The sequence below is a fragment of the Gilliamella sp. B3817 genome, assembly GCF_026536705.1.
Taxonomy (GTDB): domain Bacteria; phylum Pseudomonadota; class Gammaproteobacteria; order Enterobacterales; family Orbaceae; genus Gilliamella; species Gilliamella apicola_I.
The window spans coordinates 1-26409 of sequence record NZ_JAFNNV010000006.1; the positions used below are offsets into that span (position 1 = coordinate 1).

20 protein-coding genes are annotated in these 26409 nt (G+C 37.3%); 4 read left to right on the forward strand and 16 right to left on the reverse strand.

The window, feature by feature from the left end; translation table 11 throughout:
• Window positions 1-823: 823 nt before the first annotated feature.
• From J3U36_RS08090 to J3U36_RS08160, 15 genes are all read right to left on the reverse strand, one after another.
• A complete protein-coding gene (locus tag J3U36_RS08090; RefSeq protein WP_267378942.1) occupies window positions 824-1618 on the reverse strand; it encodes an ABC transporter ATP-binding protein in 795 nt (264 codons plus the stop codon).
• Window positions 1611-2564 carry an ABC transporter permease gene (locus J3U36_RS08095; protein ID WP_220216043.1) on the reverse strand — a complete coding sequence of 318 codons (954 nt, stop codon included), beginning with the start codon at window positions 2562-2564 and terminating at the stop codon, window positions 1611-1613. The genes J3U36_RS08090 and J3U36_RS08095 overlap by 8 nt, the downstream gene beginning before the upstream one ends.
• A 59-nt stretch (window positions 2565-2623) precedes the next feature.
• Complete coding sequence (locus J3U36_RS08100; RefSeq protein ID WP_416379827.1) at window positions 2624-3571, reverse strand: ABC transporter substrate-binding protein; 948 nt, start codon at window positions 3569-3571, stop codon at window positions 2624-2626.
• Window positions 3572-3887: 316 nt separating this feature from the next.
• Window positions 3888-4847, reverse strand: coding sequence for an ABC transporter substrate-binding protein (locus J3U36_RS08105; RefSeq protein WP_267378947.1), 960 nt, complete (start codon window positions 4845-4847; stop codon window positions 3888-3890).
• A 279-nt stretch (window positions 4848-5126) separates the two neighbouring features.
• Window positions 5127-6035, reverse strand: a complete 909-nt coding sequence (gene fdhE / locus J3U36_RS08110; RefSeq protein WP_267378949.1) for a formate dehydrogenase accessory protein FdhE — start codon at window positions 6033-6035, stop codon at window positions 5127-5129.
• Window positions 6036-6138: 103 nt separating this feature from the next.
• A complete protein-coding gene (locus J3U36_RS08115; protein ID WP_267378951.1) occupies window positions 6139-6837 on the reverse strand; it encodes a formate dehydrogenase subunit gamma in 699 nt (232 codons plus the stop codon).
• A complete protein-coding gene (gene fdxH, locus J3U36_RS08120) occupies window positions 6830-7804 on the reverse strand; it encodes a formate dehydrogenase subunit beta (RefSeq protein WP_294825775.1) in 975 nt (324 codons plus the stop codon). The genes J3U36_RS08115 and fdxH overlap by 8 nt, the downstream gene beginning before the upstream one ends.
• Before the next feature lie 15 nt (window positions 7805-7819).
• The gene (fdnG, locus tag J3U36_RS08125) at window positions 7820-10888 is read right to left on the reverse strand and encodes a formate dehydrogenase-N subunit alpha (RefSeq protein WP_267378954.1); all 3069 of its coding nucleotides are present in this window, start codon (window positions 10886-10888) and stop codon (window positions 7820-7822) included.
• Between the two features lie 373 nt (window positions 10889-11261).
• Window positions 11262-13679 (reverse strand): glycerol-3-phosphate 1-O-acyltransferase PlsB, encoded by a 2418-nt coding sequence (gene plsB / locus J3U36_RS08130; protein ID WP_267378958.1) that lies wholly within the window; start codon window positions 13677-13679, stop codon window positions 11262-11264.
• A 235-nt stretch (window positions 13680-13914) separates the two neighbouring features.
• A complete protein-coding gene (locus J3U36_RS08135; RefSeq protein WP_267378960.1) occupies window positions 13915-15957 on the reverse strand; it encodes an FAD-dependent oxidoreductase in 2043 nt (680 codons plus the stop codon).
• Window positions 15958-16170: 213 nt separating this feature from the next.
• Window positions 16171-16458 (reverse strand): putative quinol monooxygenase, encoded by a 288-nt coding sequence (locus tag J3U36_RS08140; RefSeq protein WP_267378962.1) that lies wholly within the window; start codon window positions 16456-16458, stop codon window positions 16171-16173.
• A 111-nt stretch (window positions 16459-16569) separates the two neighbouring features.
• Window positions 16570-17418 carry an SDR family NAD(P)-dependent oxidoreductase gene (locus J3U36_RS08145; protein WP_220216033.1) on the reverse strand — a complete coding sequence of 283 codons (849 nt, stop codon included), beginning with the start codon at window positions 17416-17418 and terminating at the stop codon, window positions 16570-16572.
• A gap of 104 nt (window positions 17419-17522) precedes the next feature.
• Window positions 17523-18287: a type I 3-dehydroquinate dehydratase gene (aroD, locus tag J3U36_RS08150; protein ID WP_267378965.1), complete on the reverse strand. Its 765-nt coding sequence runs from the start codon at window positions 18285-18287 to the stop codon at window positions 17523-17525.
• Window positions 18288-18421: 134 nt separating this feature from the next.
• Window positions 18422-19294, reverse strand: coding sequence for a shikimate dehydrogenase (locus tag J3U36_RS08155; protein ID WP_220216031.1), 873 nt, complete (start codon window positions 19292-19294; stop codon window positions 18422-18424).
• A gap of 45 nt (window positions 19295-19339) precedes the next feature.
• A complete protein-coding gene (locus J3U36_RS08160; RefSeq protein WP_267378968.1) occupies window positions 19340-20161 on the reverse strand; it encodes a sugar phosphate isomerase/epimerase family protein in 822 nt (273 codons plus the stop codon).
• 413 nt (window positions 20162-20574) lie between these two features.
• Here J3U36_RS08160 and J3U36_RS08165 point away from each other — a divergent pair, with 413 nt between their 5' ends.
• A complete protein-coding gene (locus J3U36_RS08165; protein WP_220216029.1) occupies window positions 20575-21918 on the forward strand; it encodes a Na+/H+ antiporter family protein in 1344 nt (447 codons plus the stop codon).
• A gap of 27 nt (window positions 21919-21945) precedes the next feature.
• The gene (gene rsmB / locus J3U36_RS08170; protein ID WP_267378971.1) at window positions 21946-23238 is read left to right on the forward strand and encodes a 16S rRNA (cytosine(967)-C(5))-methyltransferase RsmB; all 1293 of its coding nucleotides are present in this window, start codon (window positions 21946-21948) and stop codon (window positions 23236-23238) included.
• Window positions 23239-23292: 54 nt separating this feature from the next.
• On the opposite strand, the gene J3U36_RS08175 is transcribed toward rsmB, so the two are convergent.
• Window positions 23293-23820 carry an NAD(P)H-dependent oxidoreductase gene (locus J3U36_RS08175; RefSeq protein WP_220216027.1) on the reverse strand — a complete coding sequence of 176 codons (528 nt, stop codon included), beginning with the start codon at window positions 23818-23820 and terminating at the stop codon, window positions 23293-23295.
• Window positions 23821-23996: 176 nt separating this feature from the next.
• Between J3U36_RS08175 and serB the strand changes: the two genes are divergently transcribed.
• Together serB and radA are read left to right on the forward strand one after the other, a co-directional pair.
• Window positions 23997-24971, forward strand: coding sequence for a phosphoserine phosphatase (serB, locus tag J3U36_RS08180; protein ID WP_267349584.1), 975 nt, complete (start codon window positions 23997-23999; stop codon window positions 24969-24971).
• 9 nt (window positions 24972-24980) lie between these two features.
• Window positions 24981-26360: a DNA repair protein RadA gene (gene radA / locus J3U36_RS08185; RefSeq protein ID WP_267349586.1), complete on the forward strand. Its 1380-nt coding sequence runs from the start codon at window positions 24981-24983 to the stop codon at window positions 26358-26360.
• Window positions 26361-26409 lie beyond the last annotated feature (49 nt).

A 26409-nucleotide genomic window follows, 5' to 3' on the forward strand; every position in this document is an offset into this window, starting at 1 on the left:
AACTCAGAAGTGAAACGCCGTAGTGCCGATGGTAGTGTGGGTATTACCCATGTGAGAGTAGGGTGCCGCCAGACTTTTAAATAAGAGCGAGAGCCCAGCAGAGATGCTGGGCTTTTTTGCTATCTATGATATAAGAAATTAAAATCAACGTAATTGAAGAGCAGAGAGGGATATAGTCTGGAAATGAGCTCATTAATCGCTTTTAATAAACCATTTGAAGCGGTATCTCATGAATAATATCAAACAGCAGGGATCTACCTAATGCTTATTACAAATATTAATAAGTTTGTTTGATGTTAATAACATGTCTATTATCGAGATTAAGCCGTCGATTACAAAATTCCATTAAATATCTATTGTTATATCAGTGTAATGTCGTAGTTCAATTTTCATTGAATGAAAAATATTAAACAGTAGGTTTGACCTACCCAATGATTGATAAACTTGTTTGATGCTAATAACATATCTGTTATTTAGACTAGATTTTTGATTATAAAATTCCATTAAAGATTAAATGGTTAACACTTAACTGGCGAATAGCCAAGCCAAGTGCTCTCTATAATAACAATGAGTCAAATTTATGCTCTTTATTGGAAAAATATTGAATCGAAGTTAATGTCTGTAGATTAAATATTTAAAAAAAAGCGTTAGCTAGAGTATCTCTATTATTAACTAACTATTTATGGGAAAGTGATCTTTTATTAGCTTATGCTTTGATAACATTTTGTAAGCAATTGAAAGAGCTTAAAGTTTGGAGAGTTTGATTGGACAGACAAAAGAGAAAGCAATACTCCTATTAAGGAATATTGCTTGTTTGTTAATATTAACCTAAAAGTAAGGCATCGTCGGTAACTTTTTCACCGCGTGTTTTTTCAAACATAGCTAATAAGTCATTTACCGTCATCTTATCACGTTGTTTACCAGAAACATCAAGTACGACTTGTCCCTGATGAAGCATTACGGTCCTGTTTCCGTATTCTAGAGCTTGTTTCATTGAATGTGTTACCATCATGGTCGTTAAGTGGTTTTTGCCCACTATTTCATTAGTTAGATCTAGAACGAATTGAGCTGTTTTAGGATCAAGTGCAGCGGTGTGTTCATCGAGTAACAAAATTTTAGATGGCTGTAAGGTCGACATCAATAAACTTATTGCTTGTCTTTGTCCTCCTGAAAGTAACCCCATCATATCGGATAAACGATTTTCGAGACCTAAATTTAAAGTCGCAAGCTTTTCCTTAAATATGGACTGAATTTTGCGATTAAGTGCAGGGCGTAATGTAAAACAACGTCCACGATTATAAGCAATAGCAAGATTTTCTTCGATGGTTAAATTTTCACAGGTTCCCACCATCGGATCTTGAAACACTCTGGCAACCATTCCTGCTCTTTTCCAGGCAGGAACACGCGTTACATCTTTGCCATTGATGATGACATGCCCTGAGTCACTAAGTAAATCTCCGCTAATAATATTAAGTAACGAACTTTTACCCGCACCATTACTACCAATAATCGTAACAAACTCACCTTCTTTTATATTTAAATTTAAGCCACGTAATACGTGATTTTCAATAGGTGTACCTTGGTTAAAGGTTAATTGCAATTGTTCAACGTTAAGCATGTTTATTTCCTCTTTTTTTCGAGTATTTTTTTAATTGCTTAGGTAGTACAAGAGCAAGTACAACCAATATTGCGGTAATAAGATTTAAGTCTTCTGTGCCTACACCTATTTTGTGCAAAAACTCATTACTAAGTGCTACAGCTATAAATAAACGATAAAGAATAGCGCCTAGAATAACTGCCAGCATAATTGCCCATATACGTTTTGTTGGGAAGATACTTTCACCAATGATAATAGAAGCAAGACCAATGACGATTGTCCCCACACCGATAGTAATATCAGCACTGCCCTGAGTTTGCACAAATAATGAACCGCCTAATGCGATTAAGCCATTGGAAATAGCCATACCTAAAATGGTGATGCTGCCCGTTGGGACACCTTGAGATCTAGCCATTCTTTGGTTTGTACCGGTAGCTCTCAATGCCAATCCCATTTGGGTGTTTAAAAATAAATGTAGCAATAACCAAACCACAACAACAAAGCCAAAAACCATAACGGATTGAATAATATATTGGTTACTGTAGTCTTCTGAAATAAAGGGTGAAAAAATAGTTTTCGCATCCAATAACGCAAGATTCGGTGATCCTGAATATTCAGTTGTTTCGTGAGTAATATAACGTCCAAGACCTAATATCCTTAAATTGATTGAATACAAACCTATCATGACAATAATACTGGATAATAATTGCAAAATATTGAGCTTAACATAAAGCAATCCAGTCAAACTACCGGCGATACACCCCGCAAACATACCTAAAAGTGTGGCAATCCAAGGGTCAATACCAATATAAATACATAAACCACATACTGCGCCACCTAACGGGAAGCTGGCATCGGCTGTTAGATCTGGAAAATCGAGTAAACGGAAAGATATAAAAACACCTAAGCTCACAATGGCATAAATAAGTCCAATTCCCAGCGAGCCTATTAAAAATTCAAAAGACATGAAAAAAACCTATTAAAATTAACCGCTAATATTAGCGGTATCGTGATAAAATTAAAAAACTATTCAACAATCTTCGTTGCTGATTTCAATACATCTTCAGATAATACGACGCCTTGTCGCTCAGCTGCTTTTTTATTGATTGTTAACTGTGTAATGTTACCTATTTGTGGCCGAATATCGCCAGGTTTTTCACCATTAAGAATGCGGATAACGATTTTACCAGCTTGGCGTCCTAAGTCATAATAACTCATTCCCAAGGCCGCGATGGCTCCGCGTTCGGCTGAGTCAGGATCGGAGGCTAACAAAGGTATTTTACTTTCATTAGCGACTTTTGCTAAAGACTCGTAAGCCGAAACGACATTGTTATCGGTAGTGGTATAAATCAGATCAACTTTACCTTTTAAACTTCTTGCTGCTGTAGAAATATCTGAAGTACGTTGAGCAGGAGCTGCGATAATTTGCATACCACGTTTTTCTAGTGCTGATTGTAATTGTTTAAGTACAATAGTTGAATTGACTTCGCTAGGACTATAGACATAACCAATGTTTTTCGCATCTGGTTTGATTTTTAACATCATATCTATTTGCGCATCTAACGGTAGTGCATCAGAAACACCGGTTACATTGGTTTTTGACGCTTCCCAACTAGGGGTTAATCTTGCGGCAACGGGATCTGTTACAGCCGTGAAAATGATTGGAATACGTTTAGTCGTCGCTAATAAAGCTTGTGAGCTAGGTGTTGCAATTCCGACAATCACATCGGGTTTATTAGCAGCAAATTGTTTAGCGATTTGAACAGCATTAGCACTACTGCCTTGAGCGCTGGCATACTGTAATTTTAAGTTTTCACCGTTGATATAACCATTATCTTTTAATTCATCTTCCACCCCTCTTCGAACATTATCTAATGCAGGATGTTCAACAATGGCTGTAATAGCAACATACTTTTGTTCCTTTGCTGTATCAGCAAACGATGAAAAAGTAAGGGTTGATAAACAGAGTAGCATAATAAGTTTACAAATACGATTACGCATATAGGTACCTTTGTAATAATTTTTTTACAACTTAGATAAATATGTGTTTACTATAAATCATATTTAAATAATTTTCTAGGAATATCACTTTATTTAGCTGTAAATTTTTAATTACAATCTGTTATAACTAGTGATTGTAAAGCACTTTTAATCGACAAAAATTGGGTGTATTTTGCTTCTTTTATAGATAAAAAAACGAAAATAATCATTCGTTCGAGAGTAAGCGAGTTCTGTTGATAATAGGGGTATGCTCTGCTGATTGATTCAGCAAAGCATAAATGGGATTATGTTATTCACCAATGACTTTATAAGCGGACTGAATAACTTCAGGCGATAATGTTGCGCCTTGTTTTTTCGCGGCTTCAATATTGATAACCAGCCGTAATGCTTGTCCAATTTCTGGCGCAATACTGCCGGGTTTTTCTCCATTCAAAATGCGAACAACAAGTTTGCCTGATTGACGACCAACATCATAATAACTCATACCATAAGCCGCAACGGCGCCTCTTTCAATTGCATCAGGAAAAGATGCTAATAAAGGAATTTTGTTTTCATTAGCAAATTTCACTAATGATTCATAAGCAGATACAACATTGTTATCGGTTGTCGTATAAATCAAGTCAACTTTGCCTTTTAATGAATTTGCCGCAGTTGAAATATCCGCAGTTCGTTGTGCGGGCACTGCAACCAATGAAATATTTTGTTCTGCAAGTTGTGCTTTCAAATTTTTCATTACCACAGTGGAATTGATTTCACTTGGACTGTAGATGTATCCTACCGATTTTACATTCGGGACAATTTTTTTCATAAAGTCGATTTGAGGCCCAATCTCTTGAAAATCAGATACACCCGTAATATTGGTATTGGTTGGTTCCCAATTTTTAACTAGCTTTGCGGCAATGGGATCGGTAATTCCTGCAAATACGAGTGGGATTTGTTTAGTTACTGCGGCTGTTGCTTGTGCACTTGGAGTTGCAATAGCGACGATAACATCGGGTTTATCGGCAATAAATTGTCTGGCAATTTGTGCTGCAGTCGCGCTACTGCCTTGGGCGCTTTTGTACTTAACCGTTAAATTTTCATTTAATAGATAACCACTGCTTGTTAATTCATCTTTTACACCATCTCGGATTTGATCTAGTGATGGATGTTCAACAATTGCTGTTATAGCAACACTTTTTACCGTATTGGCTATACACACAAAAGGGGTAATTAACATCAAACAACTGAATAAAAAAAAGCGTTTCATAAAAATAAACTCGCAAACTAGTACAATAGTATTATTCTAAACTGATTCAACCAAAATGTTAAGGTGTAATTGGACTTTTTTGTCATTCTTATTTTTTAAAAGGATGAGGCATCATCTGATTAATATAAAAATACGCTAAAATTTCAAACAAATTAAGAATATAATAATCAGATTATTGGTTTTTTATCCTGCTTTTCATGAAAAAAAGCTAAAAATAGCTGCTAATATTGTTCAGTTACCTATTCAAGGTTAATTCTAAATTTATTCGAAGCTAAATTCTTATTGTGCAAATACAAAGGGATTGATACCACTTTTTGCAAAACCTTCTTCTTCGGTTTTGATATCAAGTATTAAAGAGGCAATATCATCAGCAATAACTTCAATATGCGGATCTTTATCCTGATCAAAGATTTTTAAATAGCAGTGGCAAGCATCACAACATTCTGTTTTAGTCGCTGACAATTCACTATCTAGCGAAAAATATTCAATATTTTTCATATTATCACAGCTGGTACATTTTACTCTTGGCACATACCATTCACTCTCACATAAACTACAATGTAAATAACGCAGTCCATTATGACCACCCAGTTGAATGACGCTGGCAACCGGCATGCTATTACAAACGGGACATAGCCAATTTTTATCACTATTTTCGGATACTGCTTTACCTTTTATTTGGCTAGCTAGCTGGCTATAGTAAACAGAGAGTGCAGACCAAATAAATACGGCTTCATTACCATCAACTGCGTGGAATTCGCCTTTGAGTAAATGCAAAGCTTTATTTTGTAATTGCTCAATACTGTTTTTATTCAGTTGTTCAATCACGATTGAAATCTGATCGGTTAAATTTGATGATGATTTTAATAACGCCTTTAAATAATCCTGCCAAGAGTAGGGTAATGAAAAGTTTTCTATACTCAGTGGCGGTAAATCATTATTTAATGGCTCGAATAGCTCTTTATTTAGTGGTTTTTGGCTAACTAAGTCTGCTTGCGTTTGCGCTAATTGAGCACAAAAACAGAGATAATCACTAAATGGACTATTTTTTTCTAATTCTTTTAGCCTGTTAGCTCGATGCAAATAGAGCGTTGTTGGTGAAGGATAAAAAAGTAAGGGAATTTGTCTGATAACGGAATTGATATTTTGTTCTTCAAGCTGGACTTGTGGGATGATTTTTATACTCATTATTGGTTACCATTCATGATTATTTTATCCATAATCGATTTCGTGATTGAGATAATTCCGCTGATAAATATCAGCGGATAAAATAGATATATTTTAGAAACAACTATAAAGCTGTTTTTTGTTCGACTTTTGTTGTTTGCTTCATGTCTACAGGTTTATCTGCTTCCAGTTCCTGTTGATAGATTTTTTGCATTTCTTCTTCATACCATGAAGAGTGGTTTTTTCGAGCCCAAGCTCGAGATACATACCCTGTAATCATCCCTTTAATTGAACCTTTAACCCAGATAGCCATATAAGCATGACCAATGGCGAGCAAGATTAAGCAAATAGCTGCAAACGAGTGGAAAAAGATTGCAATACGAACAATTTCAATTGAAAAATAATCTGAAACATATCTTCGCCACATAATCATACCGGTTACGAATAACACAGTGATTAAACTCATGATACACCAAAATAAAAATTTCTGACCAACATTATATTTGCCAATGGGTATACCTTCTTCTTTGCCCATGATGACGTGTTTAAAATTCTTGATCCATAACAGATCATTTTTATTAGGGATATTATGATGAGCAAGCTTTACAAACATGAACATCAGCAGTATAAAGACGATGCATCCAATTAGGGGATGTAACGCTCTAACCAGTTGAGGGGTTCCAAGAAAAAGCCCAAATAGTTTAATGGACGGAAAAAATAACGATAAACCAGATAATGCCGTTAAGATGAAAAGACACACCATACACCAATGGCAAAAACGTACAATAAGTGGTGTTCTAAGAATCATTCCTTTTTTATTCATGATGTTCCTCCTTTTGTGGTATGTCGGCACTATTTTTACGACCAAAAATAGGTAATCCTAATCGTTTTCTTGCTTGTTTATCCGCTTGTTTTTCCTGTTCGATATCTTCTTCGTCTACTTCAATTGCACCGACGCCCATGTAATGGAAAAGTAATCCTCCAAAAGTAGCAATAAAGGCGGCAGCTGAAAGTGGTTTCCAAGGGCCTTTCCAGAATCTAACCAGTTCACTGATATGGGGTTCATCTGGCAAACCGTGATACAGATCTGGTTGATCAGCGTGATGTAATACATACATGACATGCGTTCCATTGACCGCTTGAGGATTATAAAGCCCTGCATGTTCAAACCCCCGTTTTTTTAAATCGGCTATTCGGTGCTCAGCATGTCGAATCATATCTTGTTTAGTCCCGAAATGAATAGCACCAGTCGGGCAAGTTTTAACGCAAGCCGGCTCTTGTCCAACCGAAACACGATCAACACATAAGGTACATTTATAGGCTCGATTATCTTCGTTACTGATACGAGGAATGTTAAACGGACAACCTGCTACACAATAGCCACAACCAATACAATGTTCCGACTGAAAATCGACTATTCCGTTAGCATATTGAATGATAGCACCTTCAGAAGGGCAAGATTTTAAACAGCCAGGCTCAGAACAGTGCATACACCCATCTTTGCGAATTAGCCATTCAAATTTTCCGTTAATTTCAACTTCAGAATAGCGCATTACCGTCCATGCTTTAGGCTCCAAATCAGCGGGATTATCGTAAACACCGACCGTATTGCCTACTTCTGCTCGCAGGTCATTCCATTCGCTACAGGCGACTTGGCATGCTTTACAACCAATACAGGTGGTGACATCAATTAATTTGGCCACCTCCTGTTGATAATCACGTGCTCGCGGCGCAGGCGTTAAATCATTAGTTGCAGAACGACGAATAATATCTTGAGTTTGTAATGACATAATTAATCCTCCTGCCTATGCCACTGTGGTAACTTTTTCGATGTTAACTAAGAATGATTTATATTCTGGCGTTTGTGAATTTGCATCACCTAAATGAGGAGTTAATTCATTGACCAAAAATCCTTTCTTAGTTTGTCCAGTGAATCCCCAAACAATTGGGATTCCAATGGTTTCGATCTCTTTACCGTCTACCGTTAACGTAGGCAAGCGTTTAGTTACTACCGCTTTCGCTTTTATATAGCCTCGATACGAAGTCACTTTAACGGTGTCGCCTAATTTGATTCCTTTTTTATTGGCAAGATTTTCGCTTAGTTCGATAAATTGTTCTGGTTGCGTAATTGAGGCCAATCTTGCGTGTTGTGTCCAAAAGTGGAAATGCTCTGTAATACTGTATGTTGTTCCCACATAAGGAAATTCATCTGCTGAACCTAAACGCGCTAAATCTTCTTTAAATGCTCGAGCAACCGGATTATTGATTTGTTCTGGATGCAACGGATTATTGGTAATTGGCGTTTCAAATGGTTCGTAGTGCTCAGGGAAAGGCCCATCAACCAGACGATTTAAGCAGAATAATCCACCTAAGCCATCGTTATTCATAATAAAGGCGCCTGCACCAGAACTTGGAGACAAGGTAGCGGTAAAGTCAGCAACATCATTGCCATCCCAATGAGAACCATTCCATTTTATCAATACTCGGTTTGGATCCCATGGATTGCCGTGTTCATCTGCCGATGCCCGATTATAGAGTACACGTCGATTCATTGGCCATGACCATGCCCAACCAGCATGGATACCTTTACCAGATGGATCTGTTGGATCACGTCTTGCCATTAAATTACCTTGTTCAGTCCACGAACCACAGAATATCCAGATACCTGAAGAGGTGGTACCATCATCTTTAAGCTGAGAAAAACCACTTAATAATTGACCTTTTTTCAGAATCACATTACCGTTGGTATCCGTAAGGTCAGCAAGAGCACGACCATTACACTCTTGGGCTAATTCTTCTGCTGCTGGCCCTTCTGGATCTTGGTAATCCCAAGAAAGATTATTAATTGGTTCATGATAAGCACCGCCTTCTTCAGCATAAAGTTCTTTGATTCTTAGAAAGATACGTGAAATGATTTCGGGGTCATATAGCGATTCATAAGGAGGCTTTGCTGCTGCCCAATGCCATTGTAATAAACGTGATGAATTGACAATCGTACCGTTTTCTTCAGCGAAACAGTTAGTCGGTAATCGAAAGACTTCGGTTTGAATTTTGCTTGAATCGACATCGTTTGACTCACCATGATTTTTCCAAAATTCGGCTGTTTCAGTGGGTAATGGGTCAATGCTCACCAAGAATTTGAGTTTAGATAAACCTTCACGAATACTATTTTTATCAGGTAAGGCAGCAAGTGGATTGAATCCTTGGCAAATAAAACCATTAGCTTGACCGTCACGCATCATTTTACTAAAGCGTAAGATATCGTAAGTTTTATCCCATTTAGGTAACCAATCAAATCCCCATTGATTGTCTTTAGTCGCTTTATCACCATACATCGCTTTCATAAAACTGATAAAGAATTTGGGATAGTTACCCCAGAAGTTCACCTCATTGGCGCCTAACGGTTTAGGGGTTTTTTCATCCAGATACTGTTCAAGCGAAACTTGCGAGTCTTTAGGTAAATCCAAATATGCAGGTAAACGATTGGATAAGAGTCCGACATCGGTTAAACCTTGAATATTTGAGTGTCCACGTAAGGCATTAATTCCCCCACCCATGACACCCACATTACCTAAAATAAGTTGAATCATGGCAGCAGTACGAATAATTTGGGTACCATAAGTATGTTGTGTCCAACCTAAGGCATATAAAAATGTTGCTGCTCGGTCATTGGTTTTCGTACTGGCAAGAGACCGACAAACATGTAAAAATCCGTCTATCGGGCTTCCGGTAACTTTGTTTACCATTTCTGGTGTATATCGACTTACATGTTGTTTTAACAGATTCCAAACACAGCGTGGATGCGTGAGTGTTTTATCTCGAAGCGCATAACCTTTTTCATCTTTTTGATATGTCCAACTGGCTTGATCATATTGACGATTATCAGCATTATAGCCACTAAATAGACCACTAGTTTCATCAAAATTAAAGTCATCACTCACAATTAAGCTAGCGTTACTGTGTGTGACTAAATATTCAAAATTAACCTCGTTATGGGTAATGAGATAATTAATAATACCTAGTAAGAAGGCAATATCCGAACCTGCACGAATCGGAACATATTTATCGGCAACCGAAGCCGTGCGGTGAAAACGAGGATCAATAGCGATAAGTTCAGCGCCATTTGTGATTTTAGCTTCAATCGCCCACTTAAAACCAACTGGATGAGCTTCAGCGGCATTTCCACCCATAACGATGACGACATTGGCATTTTTAATGTCATTCCAGTTATTTGTCATCGCACCACGCCCATACGTTGCTGCAAGACTTGATACTGACGGGCCATGACAAACCCTTGCTTGAGTTTCAAGACTTAGCATACCTAATGAGCGAGCTATTTTGAACGCTAGCCAACCCGTTTCATTACTCGCAGCTGAAGTAACCAACCAACCGGTTGATGTCCAGCGATTCACGGTTGTACCTTGTTCATTTTTCTCGATAAAGTTTTTATCTCGGTCTTCTTTCATCAATCGAGCAATACGATCAATCGCTTCATCCCAACTGATACGTTGCCATTGATCAGAGCCAGGAGCACGATATTCGGGATATTTAACACGTTGTTCACTTTTGATATAGTCTAGTACCCCAGCACCTTTTGGGCAGAGTGAGCCACGACTAACTGGATGATCAGGATCGCCTTCTACATGAAAAATAGAAGATTCGGCATTCTTAGCTCCATCTCCTCGACTATAAAGTAACATTCCACAGCCAACCGAACAGTAGGTACAGTTATTGCGGGTTTCTTTCGATTTTAATAATTTGAATTGGCGAGTTTGTGCAAGCGCCACATTGGGAGCAAGTCCAAGCGTGGCAACTGTTGTTCCTGCCATGCCACCAGCGCAGATCTTAAAGAACTGTCTACGGTTAAATAGCATATGAACTCCTTAAAAGCTGACATTACATTTTAATTTATTATATTGATAGGTACTAATATCCCTATTGGATAATGATTCATAATAATCGTTTATCAATTGGAAATAAAGGAAAAAACAGATATCAATGATTAAAATTTGACATTAATCAAAAAAACAGAAGAAAAGATCCGATAATTTTTATTAAATTTTATCTAAAATTGTTAGCAGCACTTTGCAATAACTATGTAAAGCGTATCTTAACAAAACTTAAAATTATTATCAATATACAAGCTATCAAGTGAATCGATTGGTATTGTGGATTTTGCTATATTCAACAATATTGATAGAGCTTGCCACTGATAAAAGGGCAAACTCTATCGATACCAACTCGTGATTAAGGATTAATTTCCTCAATTGTTTGCAAGACTCGATGAGTAATGAGAGGTTTTAGGATGTTATTCATGTTTTCAATTTTTTGAAAACTGGCACTATCTTGATCATCCAGATAACCTTGTTCTCGTAGTGATGCAACCAGTGTTGAAAAGACCCCTTTATCAAAAAATTCTGGCGCATTGATTCCATGTAATACCGATAATCTTTCCGCAATTAATCGACCTTCTTTTTCTAAATTAGCTCGACTAATTGAAGGGTCTTTTTGCAAAAGCGAAAAAGCAATCGCATAACGTTGTAAGGTATCTTTTGATGACGAAGCAATTAACTGTAAACCAGACATTTTTGCATAATTGAGCACTAATTTATCTGACGTACAACTAATTAAATTTAAGTCACAATAGGTGGCGATAATTTGGTTTACATATTCAACTAACTGCGCTTCATTATGATATAAAAACAGTTCAGATTTAATTAATGGGAAAAGCAATTTTACCTGCTCTAAAACCGCTTCTGAGGAGATGCGATTATTCTTCACAAGAATTCTGGCAACGATTGCAGGTATGATCAGCAAATGTTGAATATTATTACGATAATAAGTCATTAAAACCGCTTGTTCAGTGGTTAAACCGACAATTTCGCCAGCCTCATCGGTTGTGATAACAAATTTACCCATCTGTTTAGCATGTTCAAATAGTTCATCTGCGCTTTGAGCGGGAATCGTTATCAAATCAGAATAAGGAATATTTTTTAATAATGTAAGAAGATAATTAATATGTTCTATAAGTTTAACTTTAGTTAATGCCCGTTGATCCGCTGCCAATAAGATAGAGCAACATAAATTCATGGCGTTAATGGCTGCTGAGGCATTGATACGCTCCATGATCTGTTTTGCCAGCATATTGGTAGTGGGTGTCAACCAATTTGGGCGAGCGGTGCCAGTTGGTTCAATTGCATCACGCCATTCCGGTATTTGTTGATTTAAAAATTGGTTCAGTGGGATAGGTTGACCAAAATTAACATAGCCAAAACCTAATTTTTTTAATTTTAAAAAGGCTTTTAGCGTACGCCATAAACTCTCTTTTTCTTTTTTTGCGCCGCGTAATTCATTGGCATAAGTCGCCACTTCTAAAACGTGTTCATAACCAATATAAACCGGTACAACGGTGATAGGTCTTGCATCGCCACGCAATAACGTTTGAATGGTCATCATGAGCATGCCTGTTTTTGGATCGAGCAATCTACCGGTACGTGAACGCCCACCTTCGATAAAATATTCAACAGCATAGCCTCGAATAAATAACTCAGCTAAATATTCACGAAAAACGGAAGTATAAAGTTTATTTCCTCTAAATGAACGACGAATAAAGAAGGCACCTAGTCGTCTAAAAATCGGACCAGCAGGCCAGAAGTTCAAGTTGATACCAGCAGCAATATGAGGTGGTACTAATCCTTGTCGATAAAGAACATAAGATAATAAAAGATAATCCATGTGACTGCGATGACACGGTGCATAAACAATTTCATGTCCATTTTGCGCCAGTTCTCGAACTGGATCGGCATTGGTTACTTTTAAACCTTGGTAAAGTCTGTTCCATGCCCAAGTTAAAACAATATCGGTAATTCTTAGCATTCGATAAGAAAAATTAGCGGCAATTTCGTTTAACATTGCCAGTGCATTTTTTTTCGCTTTATCAAGACTAATATTTTTGCTTTTGGCTTCTTCTTGAATTGCATCAGAAAGGCTAGGATTAGTTAATAATTTATTCAGCATTTGTTGCCGTACAGGCAGTTTAGGACCCACTGATGCCATTCTTTGTTTGGTAAAATGAATACGTGCAACACGAGCAAGCTTATGGGCTAAGACCGAAATATTTTGTTGATTATTGATTTCAATATCTTTTAATGACACGGTTCTTGAAAAACGGGTATAGCAATCTCGACCTGAAACAATGATTTTATATAATTTATAAGTTGCTCCCAGCACTTGTAGAGAAGGGCTTTTTTTGCCTTCTTTATCTGGACTGCGTCCGAACATCACCGAAACCGGTAACATTTGAATATCCAACTCGGGATTTTCTTGATGAGCAGAAATATATTCTCTTAAAATGTCAATTGCTTTTGTTTTTTGTTGATTAGAGGCAAAAATACCCGGGCCTTTATCAATAAAAATATATGAAGGAACCATATTACCATTAATATCGATGCCTTCTAGCGGATCAGGTAAGCCGAACTTGGAACATAAAGAACGAACAACCATAAGATCAATCTTAGAATTATAGGGCAAAACATATAATATGGGTTTATTAGTATCAAGACCTAATTCAGAAACCGGATCTGCTGGTATAGGTTTACTTTTAACAAATAATTTAATTGGGATTTGGATTAGTGAAAAAGAAACTTTAGTCCACCACGAAAACATAAAAATAAACCTCATCGTATTTCGCTAATTATAGGCTTAAATAATGAAATATACTTAATCAAGCTAATACAGAAATTAGTATTTAAATCATAATAGTGAATCTCTCTTATTGTTTAAATAAGAGAGAAAACACTAAGTATATACTTGTTATCATTTAAACGTTAGCTAATTTGCACAATCTTTCGTCGATATAGTTTGAGTTAAATAACTCTATTTATAACGATAGTTGAAAGCATTATAAAGGTTTATTGATATCAACTCCACGAATCTCTTTGTTTTTTATCCTCTCCAATCGTTGGATCAGGGTAATAACATCTCGTCCTTCACGCATGCCATCGATAAGTTTACGAGCTTGTTTACAATCGCCAATTTTATGATAAACAAAGTTATTTTTAGCTGCATGTTCAGAAAAAGCTTGGCTAAAGGTGTTTTCACTTAGCATTCCTAAACAGACAAAACCATAATCGAATTCTAATTTAAATTGGTGATCATCTTTATCTTTAACTAAAAAGTGATTTTCAGCGACTTCCAGTAAAGTTGTAGAAAGATGAACATCAACCTGATTATGTTTGAGCATGGTCATCATAGAAATACGACCAATATAATCCAAATCTTCAGCCATAGCAGGCTTCATTTCAACAATGGAAACCGCCTTGGCGTTGTTTTCAGAAAAATATTCAACGACATCCAGCCCGACAGCTCCCCCACCGATGACAACCACTTTTTTATTGGCAATATCGGTAAATTGATTGAAGTCTTCCATGATGTCAAAAATCGAAAATACTTGTCTGTTTGGTGCACTAAGCTGATCGTGTAATCCTTTAATAGGGGGTAATAAAGGTTTTGAACCGGTTGCACTAATCACTAAATCGGGTTGTAATTTTTCGATTATTTCAGGCGTTGCTCGTGTATTAAGATTGATTGTGAGATTTTTTAAACTTTTGGCACGGTTGATAAGAAATTTAGGCAAATCGGCGATACGTTGTTTGTATGGAAATCGAGAAATCATCATTGACAGACCACCCAAAAAAGGCTTTTCTTCATATAATGTAACATTACATCCGACTTCTGCTGCTGTGCATGCGGCTTCAAGTCCAGCCGTTCCGCCTCCCACTACAACAACATTAAGCGGGGTTGAGATCTGATAGCGTTTATAGTCTTCATAACTGATAATATCCGGATTAACTGTACAGCGAATTGGTTTAGATCTCGCAATACGATGATCTGCACAACCAATATTACATGAAATACATTTTCTTAATGTGTCGATTTCGTTATTTTGTACTTTTTCAACCCAATAAGGTTCGGCAATTAGCCCTCGTCCTAAAACGACAAAATCAGCAATCCCTTCTTCAATTGTTTTGGCGATGATTGATGGGTCTCGAAAGTTACCAGACGCAATGGTCGGTTTATTAAATTTATCTCGCACAGCTTTTGCCATGTAAGAACGCCAACCGTCTGGGAGATTCATCTGATCAATCTGAAATTGGATAGTATCATTTTGGGCGGCAGATACATCAAAAACATCCACACCCTCACTCAGGTGTTCTAAAATAGCTAAGGTATCGTCTAAAGTATTTCCTCCATCTACAAAATCGACCGCACTAATCCGTAAAAGGATTGGAAAGAAAGGGCCGACTTTGCTACGCATTTCATCAATAACCAGACGAATTAATCGTGCTCGGTTTTCGATACTGCCTCCAAATTCATCTGTACGGTTGTTATACAGCGGTGATAAAAATTGACTCAGCAAATACGAGTGTCCGGCATGAATTTCAACAGCATCAAAACCGGCTCTTTGGGCTCTGTGAGCTGCTAGTCCATATTGTTTAACAATATCATGAAGCTCTTCAATCGTTGCTGGTCTGGGAATATTGCCACCTGTTTTAGACGGTATATTGGATGAAGAAATGGGTTGCAAGCCATTTAAGCGACCGGGGTAAGCGGATGCGCCTGCATGATTAATTTGTACTGCGACCGATGCCCCATGCTTGTGCATACGTTCGGTAAATTTATACAATCCGGGAATGTATTGATCGTTGTCGATTCTCAGTTGTGTGGTACCGTTAGTACCATAAGGAAAATCAACGCATACGTTTTCAAGGATAATAAGCCCAGTTCCGCCTTTTGCTCGTTGTTCATAGTATTGAATATGGTCATCCACCATTTCGCCATGTAATGTGGCAAAGTTAGTCCCTATCGGTGGCATGACAATTCTGTTGCGTATAGTTGTTTTATTAATTACAAACGGTTCAAATATAGCTGAAAAATTGGGCATATTTGTCTCCTTTTTATTTAAATAATTTCTCTATCAAACATTGCAAAATAGTCTTCTAAACGTGTTAAAGTTAATAATAAATCCATTGCTAACTTATGCTTATATTTTATAGATCAAGTTTAATTTATTCATTTTATCTATAAATAGATGAAAACTAGAATGGCTCGCGTTATGCTAAGCGCGAGCCATTACGAGAATTCGTTATCTATTTAATTAGAATTTTTTCGTTTTATACCATTTTCTATCGACTAATTTATTCTCTAAGAATTGTTTAAATTCCATAAAATGAGCAGTCGTATTATGAAACTCAATGGCAGCTTGGTTTGCCCATATTTCTGAGAAAATAAAAATATGTTGGTTATTGGTATCCAGACTGAGTTCATAACGAATGCAACCAGCTTCTTTTCTGCTTTCATTCCGCACTTTTAGGGCAGCTTGTTGATATTCGTTTACCCACTCTGGTTTTACCTCATGTATTGCAATAATATTTAGCTCACACATCGATATTCCTTATGGTTATTCTCTATTTTGATTGTGGTTTTCAAATCCTAAAAAGCCAATTAACCACCATGATCACGGTCGTGAGCTATAAGCCTAATTGACTGATATTTTTTATTTGTTCGATGCTTTCGAAGCCGCATGTTGTTGTTCTGCAAATTGGCGACGACCACCCGGACGAGGGACTAAATCTCCAAGCATCACTTCGTAACCACCATCAACTACAAGCTCAGTACCATTTGAATAATCAGAACGTTTACTTGCCAAATATAAAACAGCATTAGCAATATCGATGGTTTCACCAATACGACGGCTGGCTATCATACGGGTACGACCTTGTTCAACTTCTTTATCTTCATAGAATTTTTTTGATAAAGGTGTTTTGACAAAACATGGACAGACTGCATTACTGCGAATACCAAATTGTCCCCATTCAGCAGCAAATTGTTTAGACATCATCGAAACCCCAGCTTTGGTTGAACTATAAGCACCACTGTAAGTTTCAGGCGTGTGCGACGCCACCGTTGAGATATGCACCATACGACCTGATTTTTGCTCAATCATTAAACGTCCAAAACGTTGAGACATAAGGAAATATCCTGTTAGGTTAATATTAACGGTAGTATTCCATTCATCAAGAGGAAGGTCTTCAATCGGACAAAAACGTAAAATTGCTGCAGTATTAACCAGTACATCACAACGTCCAAATTCTTGTTTTACTTTTGCGACCGCTGCATCTACTTGTGCTTCGTTAGTGGTATTACAGGCAAGACCGATTGCTTTTATACCATATTCATTACTTAACGATTTAGCGAGTTGTTGACATTTTGTTTCATCTAAATCGATAAGTACGAGATTCGCTTTTTGTTTGGCAAATTCACGGCAAATTTCGGAGCCCATGCCACCAATTGCACCTGTGATGACACAAACATCATTTTCTAATCCTAACCAACTTTGGCTCATAAAAACTCCTATTGTTCAACTTGATAACTTTTATTTATACTTTCTTCGCATATCTTTCTGTTTGATTAAATCTTAATGTCAAAGTAAGTACCAAATTATTTAACCTACTGTTTACTTTGATACAACACATCTAAAATATAACGTAACTGTTTGACATCTAATTGCCCCGGTGCTGAGGCATTTTTAGCTGCTCCAAATGTCATTGCTGAACCAAATGTTGTTCCTGCCACTCGGCTAATTGCCCCCAGCCCTGCCATTGACATGGTAATGATGGGTCTGGTTGCATATTTTTCATTCATTTCTGTGGTTGCCGCTAATAAGGTAAGGACGTCATCTGTGGTCTGTGGCATAACCGCAATTTTGGGAATATCAGCACCTAAATCTTGCATTTTACGTAATCGAGAAATGATATCGTTTTTCGCAGGTGTTTTTTCAAAGTCATGGTTAGATGTGACAACCAATACATTATGTTGATGCGCTACATTAATAATTTCTTTTACGTATTGATCGCCGATAAAGACTTCAACATCGACCAGATCGACCAGTCCACTCTTAGCTATTTCTTTGTTTAATTCAAGATAATCGGTTAGTGGCCACGGTTTTACTCCACCTTCATTAGCGGTACGAAAGGTAAATAAAATAGGTTTGCTCGGTAATAAGGTTGCAATTTTTTTAGCAACAGTTTTCACAGTATCAATATTATCAACTTGGGTGAAGTGATCTACTCGCCACTCCAAAACGTCAAAATCTATCGATTGTAAAAATGTGACTTCATCAAGTAGTTCGGTTTCAGTTTTCCCAACAATTGGGACAATAATTTTCGGCGCACCCGATCCTATAACTAGATTTTTGGTTGTAACTGTTTTCATTTTATATCCTGTTGGTAAAAGATTATATTTATAATGATTAATCTTATATTGTGTGATTCAAATCAGACAATAACATAAAATAATCTGCTAACTCATTTTTAATTTGATTATTAGGTAAAAAGATTACTTATCGACTAATCATTAAATCCCATTTTTTCTTTTACATACTCAATAGGTGCATCTTCACCCGTCCAAATTTTGATTTGCGCTGCACCTTGCCAAAGCATCATGCCAATCCCATTTAAAGTTTTACAACCTTGCTGTTCGGCGATTTCAAGCAATTTGGTCTTACGTGGGCTATAAATACAGTCTGTTACGACAAGATCCGGTCTTAACATCGTTGGATCAGTAATTAAACTTTGCCCTTCTAATGGTTTCATTCCAACACCTGTAGCGTTACAAAGTACTTCACTGGTGGCAATGGCTTGACGGAGTTGCTCTTTATCTGCAAGGTCGGTCACACTGACTTTACATGGTGTGTTTTCATTTAATTTTTTTGCAATTGCTTCAATTTTTGCATAGCAGTCATCTTTCTGATTGAAGATGGCGATCTCTTTCACACCATCAAGCGCAGCTTGTACTACAATAGCTGTTGCTGCACCGCCTGCGCCAAGAATCGTCATTTTTTTACCTATGACATCAATGCCTGCTTCTTTCAACATGCGCATATAGCCAATGCCGTCGGTGTTATAACCGGTTAATATGCCGTTATCATTCGAAATTGTATTGCAAGCCCCACTCATTTCAACCGCAGGTGTTAACTTATCAAGATATTGGCAAACCAATTGTTTATTGGGCATCGATACCGCACTACCTCGCAAACCTAAGGCACGAAGACCTTTTATTGCATCGGGTAATTTTTCTTGATCAACTTCAAAAGCCAAATAAACATAAGGGATATTTAGTTTTGAATAAATAGTGTTTTGCATTTGCGGTGATAAACTGTGACGTATTGGATAAGCCATTAAACCAATCAATAAATAATGGCCGTCAATATTATTTCTCATTAAAAATTCTCCACTACACGCTTTTTTTCAATAAAGCGTTAACAATTAAGATTGTTCAGCAACACGTTTTAATAATGCACGTGTATCTTCAATATACATTTTAGCGCGTTCAATTGGGGATTTAGATAAAGCTAATTCGTCATTACAACATTCAATTGAAATCGGCATTTCAGGTAAAGCTTTCAACAAAGATATAAGGTCAATACCACCACGCCCCGGCGATAAACGATAATTACGGGCTTGATAAAGTAGTCCTTCTGTGTCTTGAGGTTTTTCTTTAGTACCATCACACAGTTGCATATAACGCCAACAATCTTTAGGTACTTTTTTCAAATCGTCAAGGGTATTTGGACCTCGATCAAAATGCAGGGGATCAATTATCATACCTTGATTGTTTTGATTCGCTTTTTTTAGCAGTTCAACACCGGCATTGACGCCAGGTATGTTTGTCCATGGCATCGGTTCGATATTGATGGCAATGCCAAGGGGAGCGGCAATGTCACAAAGCTGGGCAAAATTATCGGCTAGTCGATTTTGATCGGGATCGTTACCCGCCAAAAGTACCTGACTGGCACCTAATCTTGCGCCCGTTTCCAGTACGGGTAAAAAGTTAATGACACGGGTATCGGGTTTTAAACGGAAGATTTCTATATCTAATACCTTAATTCCTGTCTCTTTTAAACGGCGTTCAATTTCTCGAACCAATGGCGTATCGCCGACGGTCGCATATACCGGTTCAGTTGGCGTAGCCGGTATAAGCCTCAAACCGACATGAGTATAACCCGCTTCTGCTGCAACGAGGACTTGGTTAGCAGGTGAAACATCTAAGACAGTTAACGCTGCCAATCCAATTGGACGGTTAGACATATCTTTCTCCTTAATTAAAAATTTAATTCATCTAAAGCATAAAATTAGTGTAATTTTTAAATAAGCCACATTATGATTCATTATTATATTTCTATAAATATAATGATTTCTATTAAAAATATCTATTATTTAAAATAGCCATTTATTCTGTAATTAGCAAGGATAAAAAAAGGATTTTTATCAAAATGAGATCTTTATCAATAAAAAATTAATCAGACAGTTATAAAAAATATGGGGAGTTTATTGAGCAATGTGTTGATTTTGCTTTTTATTTTAATCTGTCACTTAAAATCCATTTAGACGTCAACTATTTTTAGAATAATCATGGTTAAAAGTCAGCATTTACTATCAATTGCACTTTCTATAGTCATCCACTAAAATAATTAACTTTGTTTATTTAAGAGAATATATCTATGAATACAGTTTTTGAGCTTTTATCGTCAATAAACGCTGTGGTTATTGCGGTAATTTGTATGTTAATTTTATCTCTTTGCCGTGTTCATGTGGTAATTAGCTTAATTATTGGTGCCTTTGTTGGTGGTTTATTTAGCCATTTAACGTTAAAACAAACAATTGATGCATTCAATACAGGTATTAGCAATGGTGCAAATATCGCTCTTTCTTATGCTATGCTTGGTGCTTTTGCGGTTGCAATTTCAAAATCGGGATTGCCTGAATTACTAGCGGATAAAGCGGTTAAACAGCTGACAACGAGCAGTGCTAAAAAACGCATAAAATGGTTATTAATTATTATTATTGCGTTGGTGAGTATTTCTTCACAAAATATCATACCTATCCATATTGCTTTTATTCCACTGTTAATCCCACCACTATTATATGTGATGTCTCGATTACAGTTAGATAGACGAATGATTGCCTGTATAATGACATTTGGACTCATTACACCTTATATGTTCTTACCGGTTGGTTTTGGTAATATCTTTTTAAATCAAATTTTATTAAAAAATATCACTGCATCCGGCATGGATGTTAGTCATGTGAATGTAATGCATGCTATGGCGATACCAGCGCTAGGGATGTTTGTTGGGCTACTTTGGGCAATTTTTGTCAGTTACCGTAAACCAAGAGAATATAAAATTATTCGTGAAGAGACGAATTTAGAAACGGTAAATAGTGTAAATAAGCGTTCACTTATTGTGTCTTTATTGGCGATTGTTCTCTCTTTTGCTATCCAACTTTATACAGGTTCAATGATTTTAGGGGCGCTAATTGGTTTTATTTGCTTTATTGTTTCGGGAACCATTAAATGGGGTGAAGCAGACGGCGTTTTTACCGATGGCATTAAAATGATGGCCATGATTGGTTTTGTTATGATTTCTGCCCAAGGCTTTGCCGAAGTGCTAAAACAAACAAATGATATTGAACCGTTAGTGATTAACAGTGCTGCTTTATTCGCGGGTAATAAAGTTATTGCTTCATTTATGATGATGTTAGTCGGATTGGTGATCACGTTAGGTATCGGTTCGTCATTCTCGACGGTGCCTATTATTGCGGCAATCTATGTCCCACTTTGTATTCAACTTGGCTTTTCACCTATTGCAACAGTCTGTTTAATTGGTGCTTCTGGAGCGATTGGTGATGCTGGTTCTCCACCTTCTGACACCATTTTAGCAACGTCGGCTGGGCTTAATAGTGATGGTCAGCATGATCATATTCGTGATAGTGTTATTCCAACATTCACCCATTTTAATATCCCTTTATTTATTGCGGGTTGGGTTGGATCGTTAATTCTGTAATAACATTAATAAAGGCTGTCATTGCTTATGAATAACAAGTTATATCAAAATATCCGAGCGGTTTGTGCTCAGGCTATTTTTAATGTGTTGGAAGAAGGGCAATCGCTTAGTTCTGCATTGATGACTTTAAATCCTAAAATTGCCGATAAAGATAAAGCGTTAGTTCAAGAAATCTGTTTCGGGGTAATGCGGGTATTACCTGAACTGAATTTCTATATTCATAGCTTGATGAACAAAGTGCTTACTGGTAAAAATAGAGTTTTACACTATTTATTGTTAGTGGGTGTTTACCAAGTTCTCTATACCCGTATTCCGGAGCATGCAGCAGTAGGAGAAACAGTTAACGCGGTTAAGGAATTAAAAAAAATCGCTCTCAAAGGATTAATTAATGGTGTGTTGCGGGAATTTTTACGTCAACAAGCTGTTTTGACAAACAAATTTTCGCAAGACAGTAAACAAGATACAGCCCGAACTCTCCATCCGACGTGGTTACTAACGCGTCTTAAGCAAGCCTATCCACAGCAGTGGCAAGCAATTGTAGCGGCTAATAATCAAAAACCTCCGATGTGGTTGCGAGTGAATCTTAATCACTATTCAGTGAGTGAGTACCAACAACTGCTTACCGAAGCAGGTATTGAGTCACAAGCTTGTACAGTTATACCTTCCGCCATTAGATTATTACAACCTGTTAATGTGACCAAATTGCCTTATTTTTCTGAAGGTGTGGTGACCGTACAAGACTTGTCTGCACAATATGCGGCTTATCTACTTGCCCCGCAAAATGGCGAGCAAATTTTAGATATGTGTGCAGCACCTGGTGGTAAAACTACACATATTTTAGAAGTCGCCCCAAATGCTCAAGTATTAGCGGTTGATGTTGATGCGAGTCGTGCTAAACGGATTAATGACAATTTAACGCGTTTAAAACAATGTGCCGAAGTGAAAGTTGGTGATGGATTAACGCCAGAAAAATGGTGCGCAGGGCGTCAATTTGACCGGATTTTACTTGATGCCCCATGTTCAGCTACGGGCGTTATTCGGCGTCATCCAGATATAAAATGGTTACGTCGTGATAGTGATATAGCCCAACTCACTGAGTTACAACATGCGATCTTAACGAATATTTGGCCTTATTTAAAAACAGGTGGTACTTTAGTCTATGCGACTTGTTCAATTCTTCCAGAAGAGAATAGATTGCAAATTGAGCGTTTTTTACATGAAAATAGTGATGCAAAATTGCAAGGCGAGGTTAAACAGTTTTTACCTACCGACAACGGCGGTGATGGGTTTTTTTATGCGGTTTTAACCAAACATAGCTAACAGAACGTTTAATGTGATGATGTCTGCCTCACGCTATATCATCACATTTTGTCATTAGCAGTAACTTTTTATCAATTCAGCTAATTCCTGTCCATGTTTTAAGGCTTTGGTTCTTATTTCTGTTTTATCATCAAATGGCGATACACCATATAATAATGCTGGTGGAAGATATTCCATTTGTATATACAGAGACGAAAATTTTACTGATTCAAGAAAGTGGTCAATTAAATTTTCACCGTATTCTTGGTAACTTTTTTGCCCTATTGTTAAACTCTGCAATAACTTTTTACCTTTTAATTTATCACCTTGTGAGCCATAAGCAAATTGGTAAGTCAACACTTCATCAAACCATAACTTTAATATAGCTGGCATATTAAACCAATACATAGGATATTGAAGAATAATAAGATCATGTCTCAATAATGCGGCTTGTTCTTGTTCTACATCGATTTGATAATTAGGGTAAAGTTGATGTATATTTCGGATTTCAAGATCGGTAACAGTTTGCTGTAATGTCTCAATAATTGTTTTGTTAGCAATGGATTGCGCCATATTGGGATGGCCTAAAATCATTAATGTCATAGTAATTTCCTTTCCTTTTATGTAAAAAATGCACGTTACTCAATTGTATAAACTATATACTAGTATAAAAATAATACTAGTATAAACTAAATTATAGGTTAATTATTGGTCGCTTGGACAATTTTTAGTAGATGTGGTAAATTCTCGGTTTATTTTGTGTTATAAAGATATTTGTAATGGCTTATACTCTCACCTATAGTGATCTCCCCGAAAATATTCAAAACTGGCAAGGTTTACCATTATCTTTGAATGGTTGTGAAGTGGTTCCGCTTGACTATAATGCAGGTAAAACAGGTTGGATCATCTATGGTAAAAAATTAAATAAAACGATACTGTCAAAATTCCAAAATCAGTTGGCGATGCCAATGGTGATAGTTTCTTCTTGGAAAATTAAAACTTACCAAATTGTCCGTATTGCTGGCGTTATGCCTAAAAAGGCAAAATCTATTTCCCTAGCATTAGGCATTGATGTATCACCTATTGATAATTTACCAACCTTACACTCACCAGGTTTGCTTGTTATGGATATGGATTCCACGGCGATTAAAATTGAATGCATCGATGAACTTGCCAAATTATATGGTGTTGGACATCAGGTAGCGGCTGTCACCGAGCAAGCTATGCGGGGCGAGTTAGACTTTGCGACCAGCTTACGTAAGCGAGTTGCAACCTTGAAAGGAGCTCCTCAAGAACTCTTACAGCAAGTAAAAAATGGCTTACCTTTGACATCGGGACTGACTTATCTAGTTAAAGAATTACAAAAAAGAAATTGGTATGTCGCTATCGCATCAGGAGGATTTACCTATTTTGCCGACCATTTAAAACAAAAATTAAAATTGGTCGATGCGTATGCAAATGAGTTAGAAATCAAAAATGATAAATTAACCGGTAAAGTAACGGGTCAAATAGTCGATGCCAAATTTAAAGCTCGAACATTACAGAATTTAGCTGCATCGTTAGATATACCCATTGAACAAACGGTTGCTATTGGCGATGGTGCGAATGATTTAATGATGATTCGAATTGCAGGTCTTGGCGTGGCTTATCATGGTAAACCTAAAGTGGTTGAAAAGGCACGAATTAGCATTAATTATGCAGATTTAACTGGATTATGGTGTATCTTATCGACCAGTTTATTAAGTGAAGGTTAGGAGATTAAGTTGGCAAAAACCGTTAAACGTGCTTTTGTTTGTAATGATTGTGGTGCAGATTATCCTCGTTGGCAAGGTCAATGTAGTGCATGTCATGCTTGGAATACCATTACCGAAGTTAGGCTGGCAAGTGCATCATCACGCAATGATCGGTTAACCGGTTATGCAGGTAGTGGCGTTGGACAGGCAAAAATTCAAAAACTGTCTGAAATCAGTTTAGAAGCGTTGCCTAGATTTTCTACCGGCTTTTCCGAATTTGACCGAGTGTTAGGGGGCGGTGTTGTCCCTGGTAGTGCAATTCTCATTGGGGGTAATCCAGGTGCCGGTAAAAGTACCCTGTTATTACAAACCATGAGTAAGCTTTCAACGCAAATGAACACCCTTTATGTAACGGGTGAAGAGTCCTTACAGCAAGTGGCTATGCGTGCTCATCGCTTAGGACTACCAACCGATAATATTAATATGCTGTCAGAAACCAGTATTGAGCAGATCTGTTTGCTGGCTGAACAATCACAACCTAAACTCATGGTTATTGATTCCATTCAAGTTATGCATCTTGCTGATATTCAATCATCGCCAGGAAGTGTTGCTCAAGTGCGGGAAACCGCTGCTTATTTAACTCGTTTTGCTAAAACCAAAGGCATAGCCATTATTATGGTTGGACATGTTACTAAAGATGGGTCACTTGCCGGTCCTAAAGTCCTTGAACACTGCATCGATTGTTCAATTTTATTAGATGGTGATGCGGATTCCAGATTTAGGACATTGCGTAGCCATAAAAACCGGTTTGGTGCAGTGAATGAATTAGGTGTTTTTGCCATGACCGAGCAAGGATTGAAAGAAGTCAGTAATCCATCAGCGATTTTTTTAAGTCGTGGGGATGAAATGCTACCCGGTAGCTCGGTGATGGTGTTATGGGAAGGGACACGTCCATTATTGGTTGAGATTCAAGCGCTGGTAGACCATTCAATGTATGGGAATCCAAGACGCGTAACAGTTGGGCTTGATCAGAATCGATTAGCCCTTTTACTGGCTGTCTTGCATCGGCATGGTGGATTACAAATGGCTGACCAAGACATTTTCGTTAATGTCGTCGGAGGTGTAAAAGTTACTGAAACCAGTGCCGATTTAGCATTGATTGCCGCCTTAGTATCAAGTTTTCGAAATCGTCCACTGCCACAAGATGTGGTTATTTTTGGCGAGATTGGCTTAGGTGGCGAGATTCGCCCTGTGCCAAGTGGTCAAGAGAGGATTTCTGAAGCGGCAAAACATGGCTTTAAAAAAGCGATAGTACCGATTGCCAATATGCCGAAAAAGAGACCTGAAAATATGCAAGTTTTTGGTGTCAAAAAAGTTTCTGAAGCTTTAGATATTTTGAATGATTTATAGCTAATTGGTTGATGCGTCTGTTATTTTGCCGATAAAAAATACCGGCAAA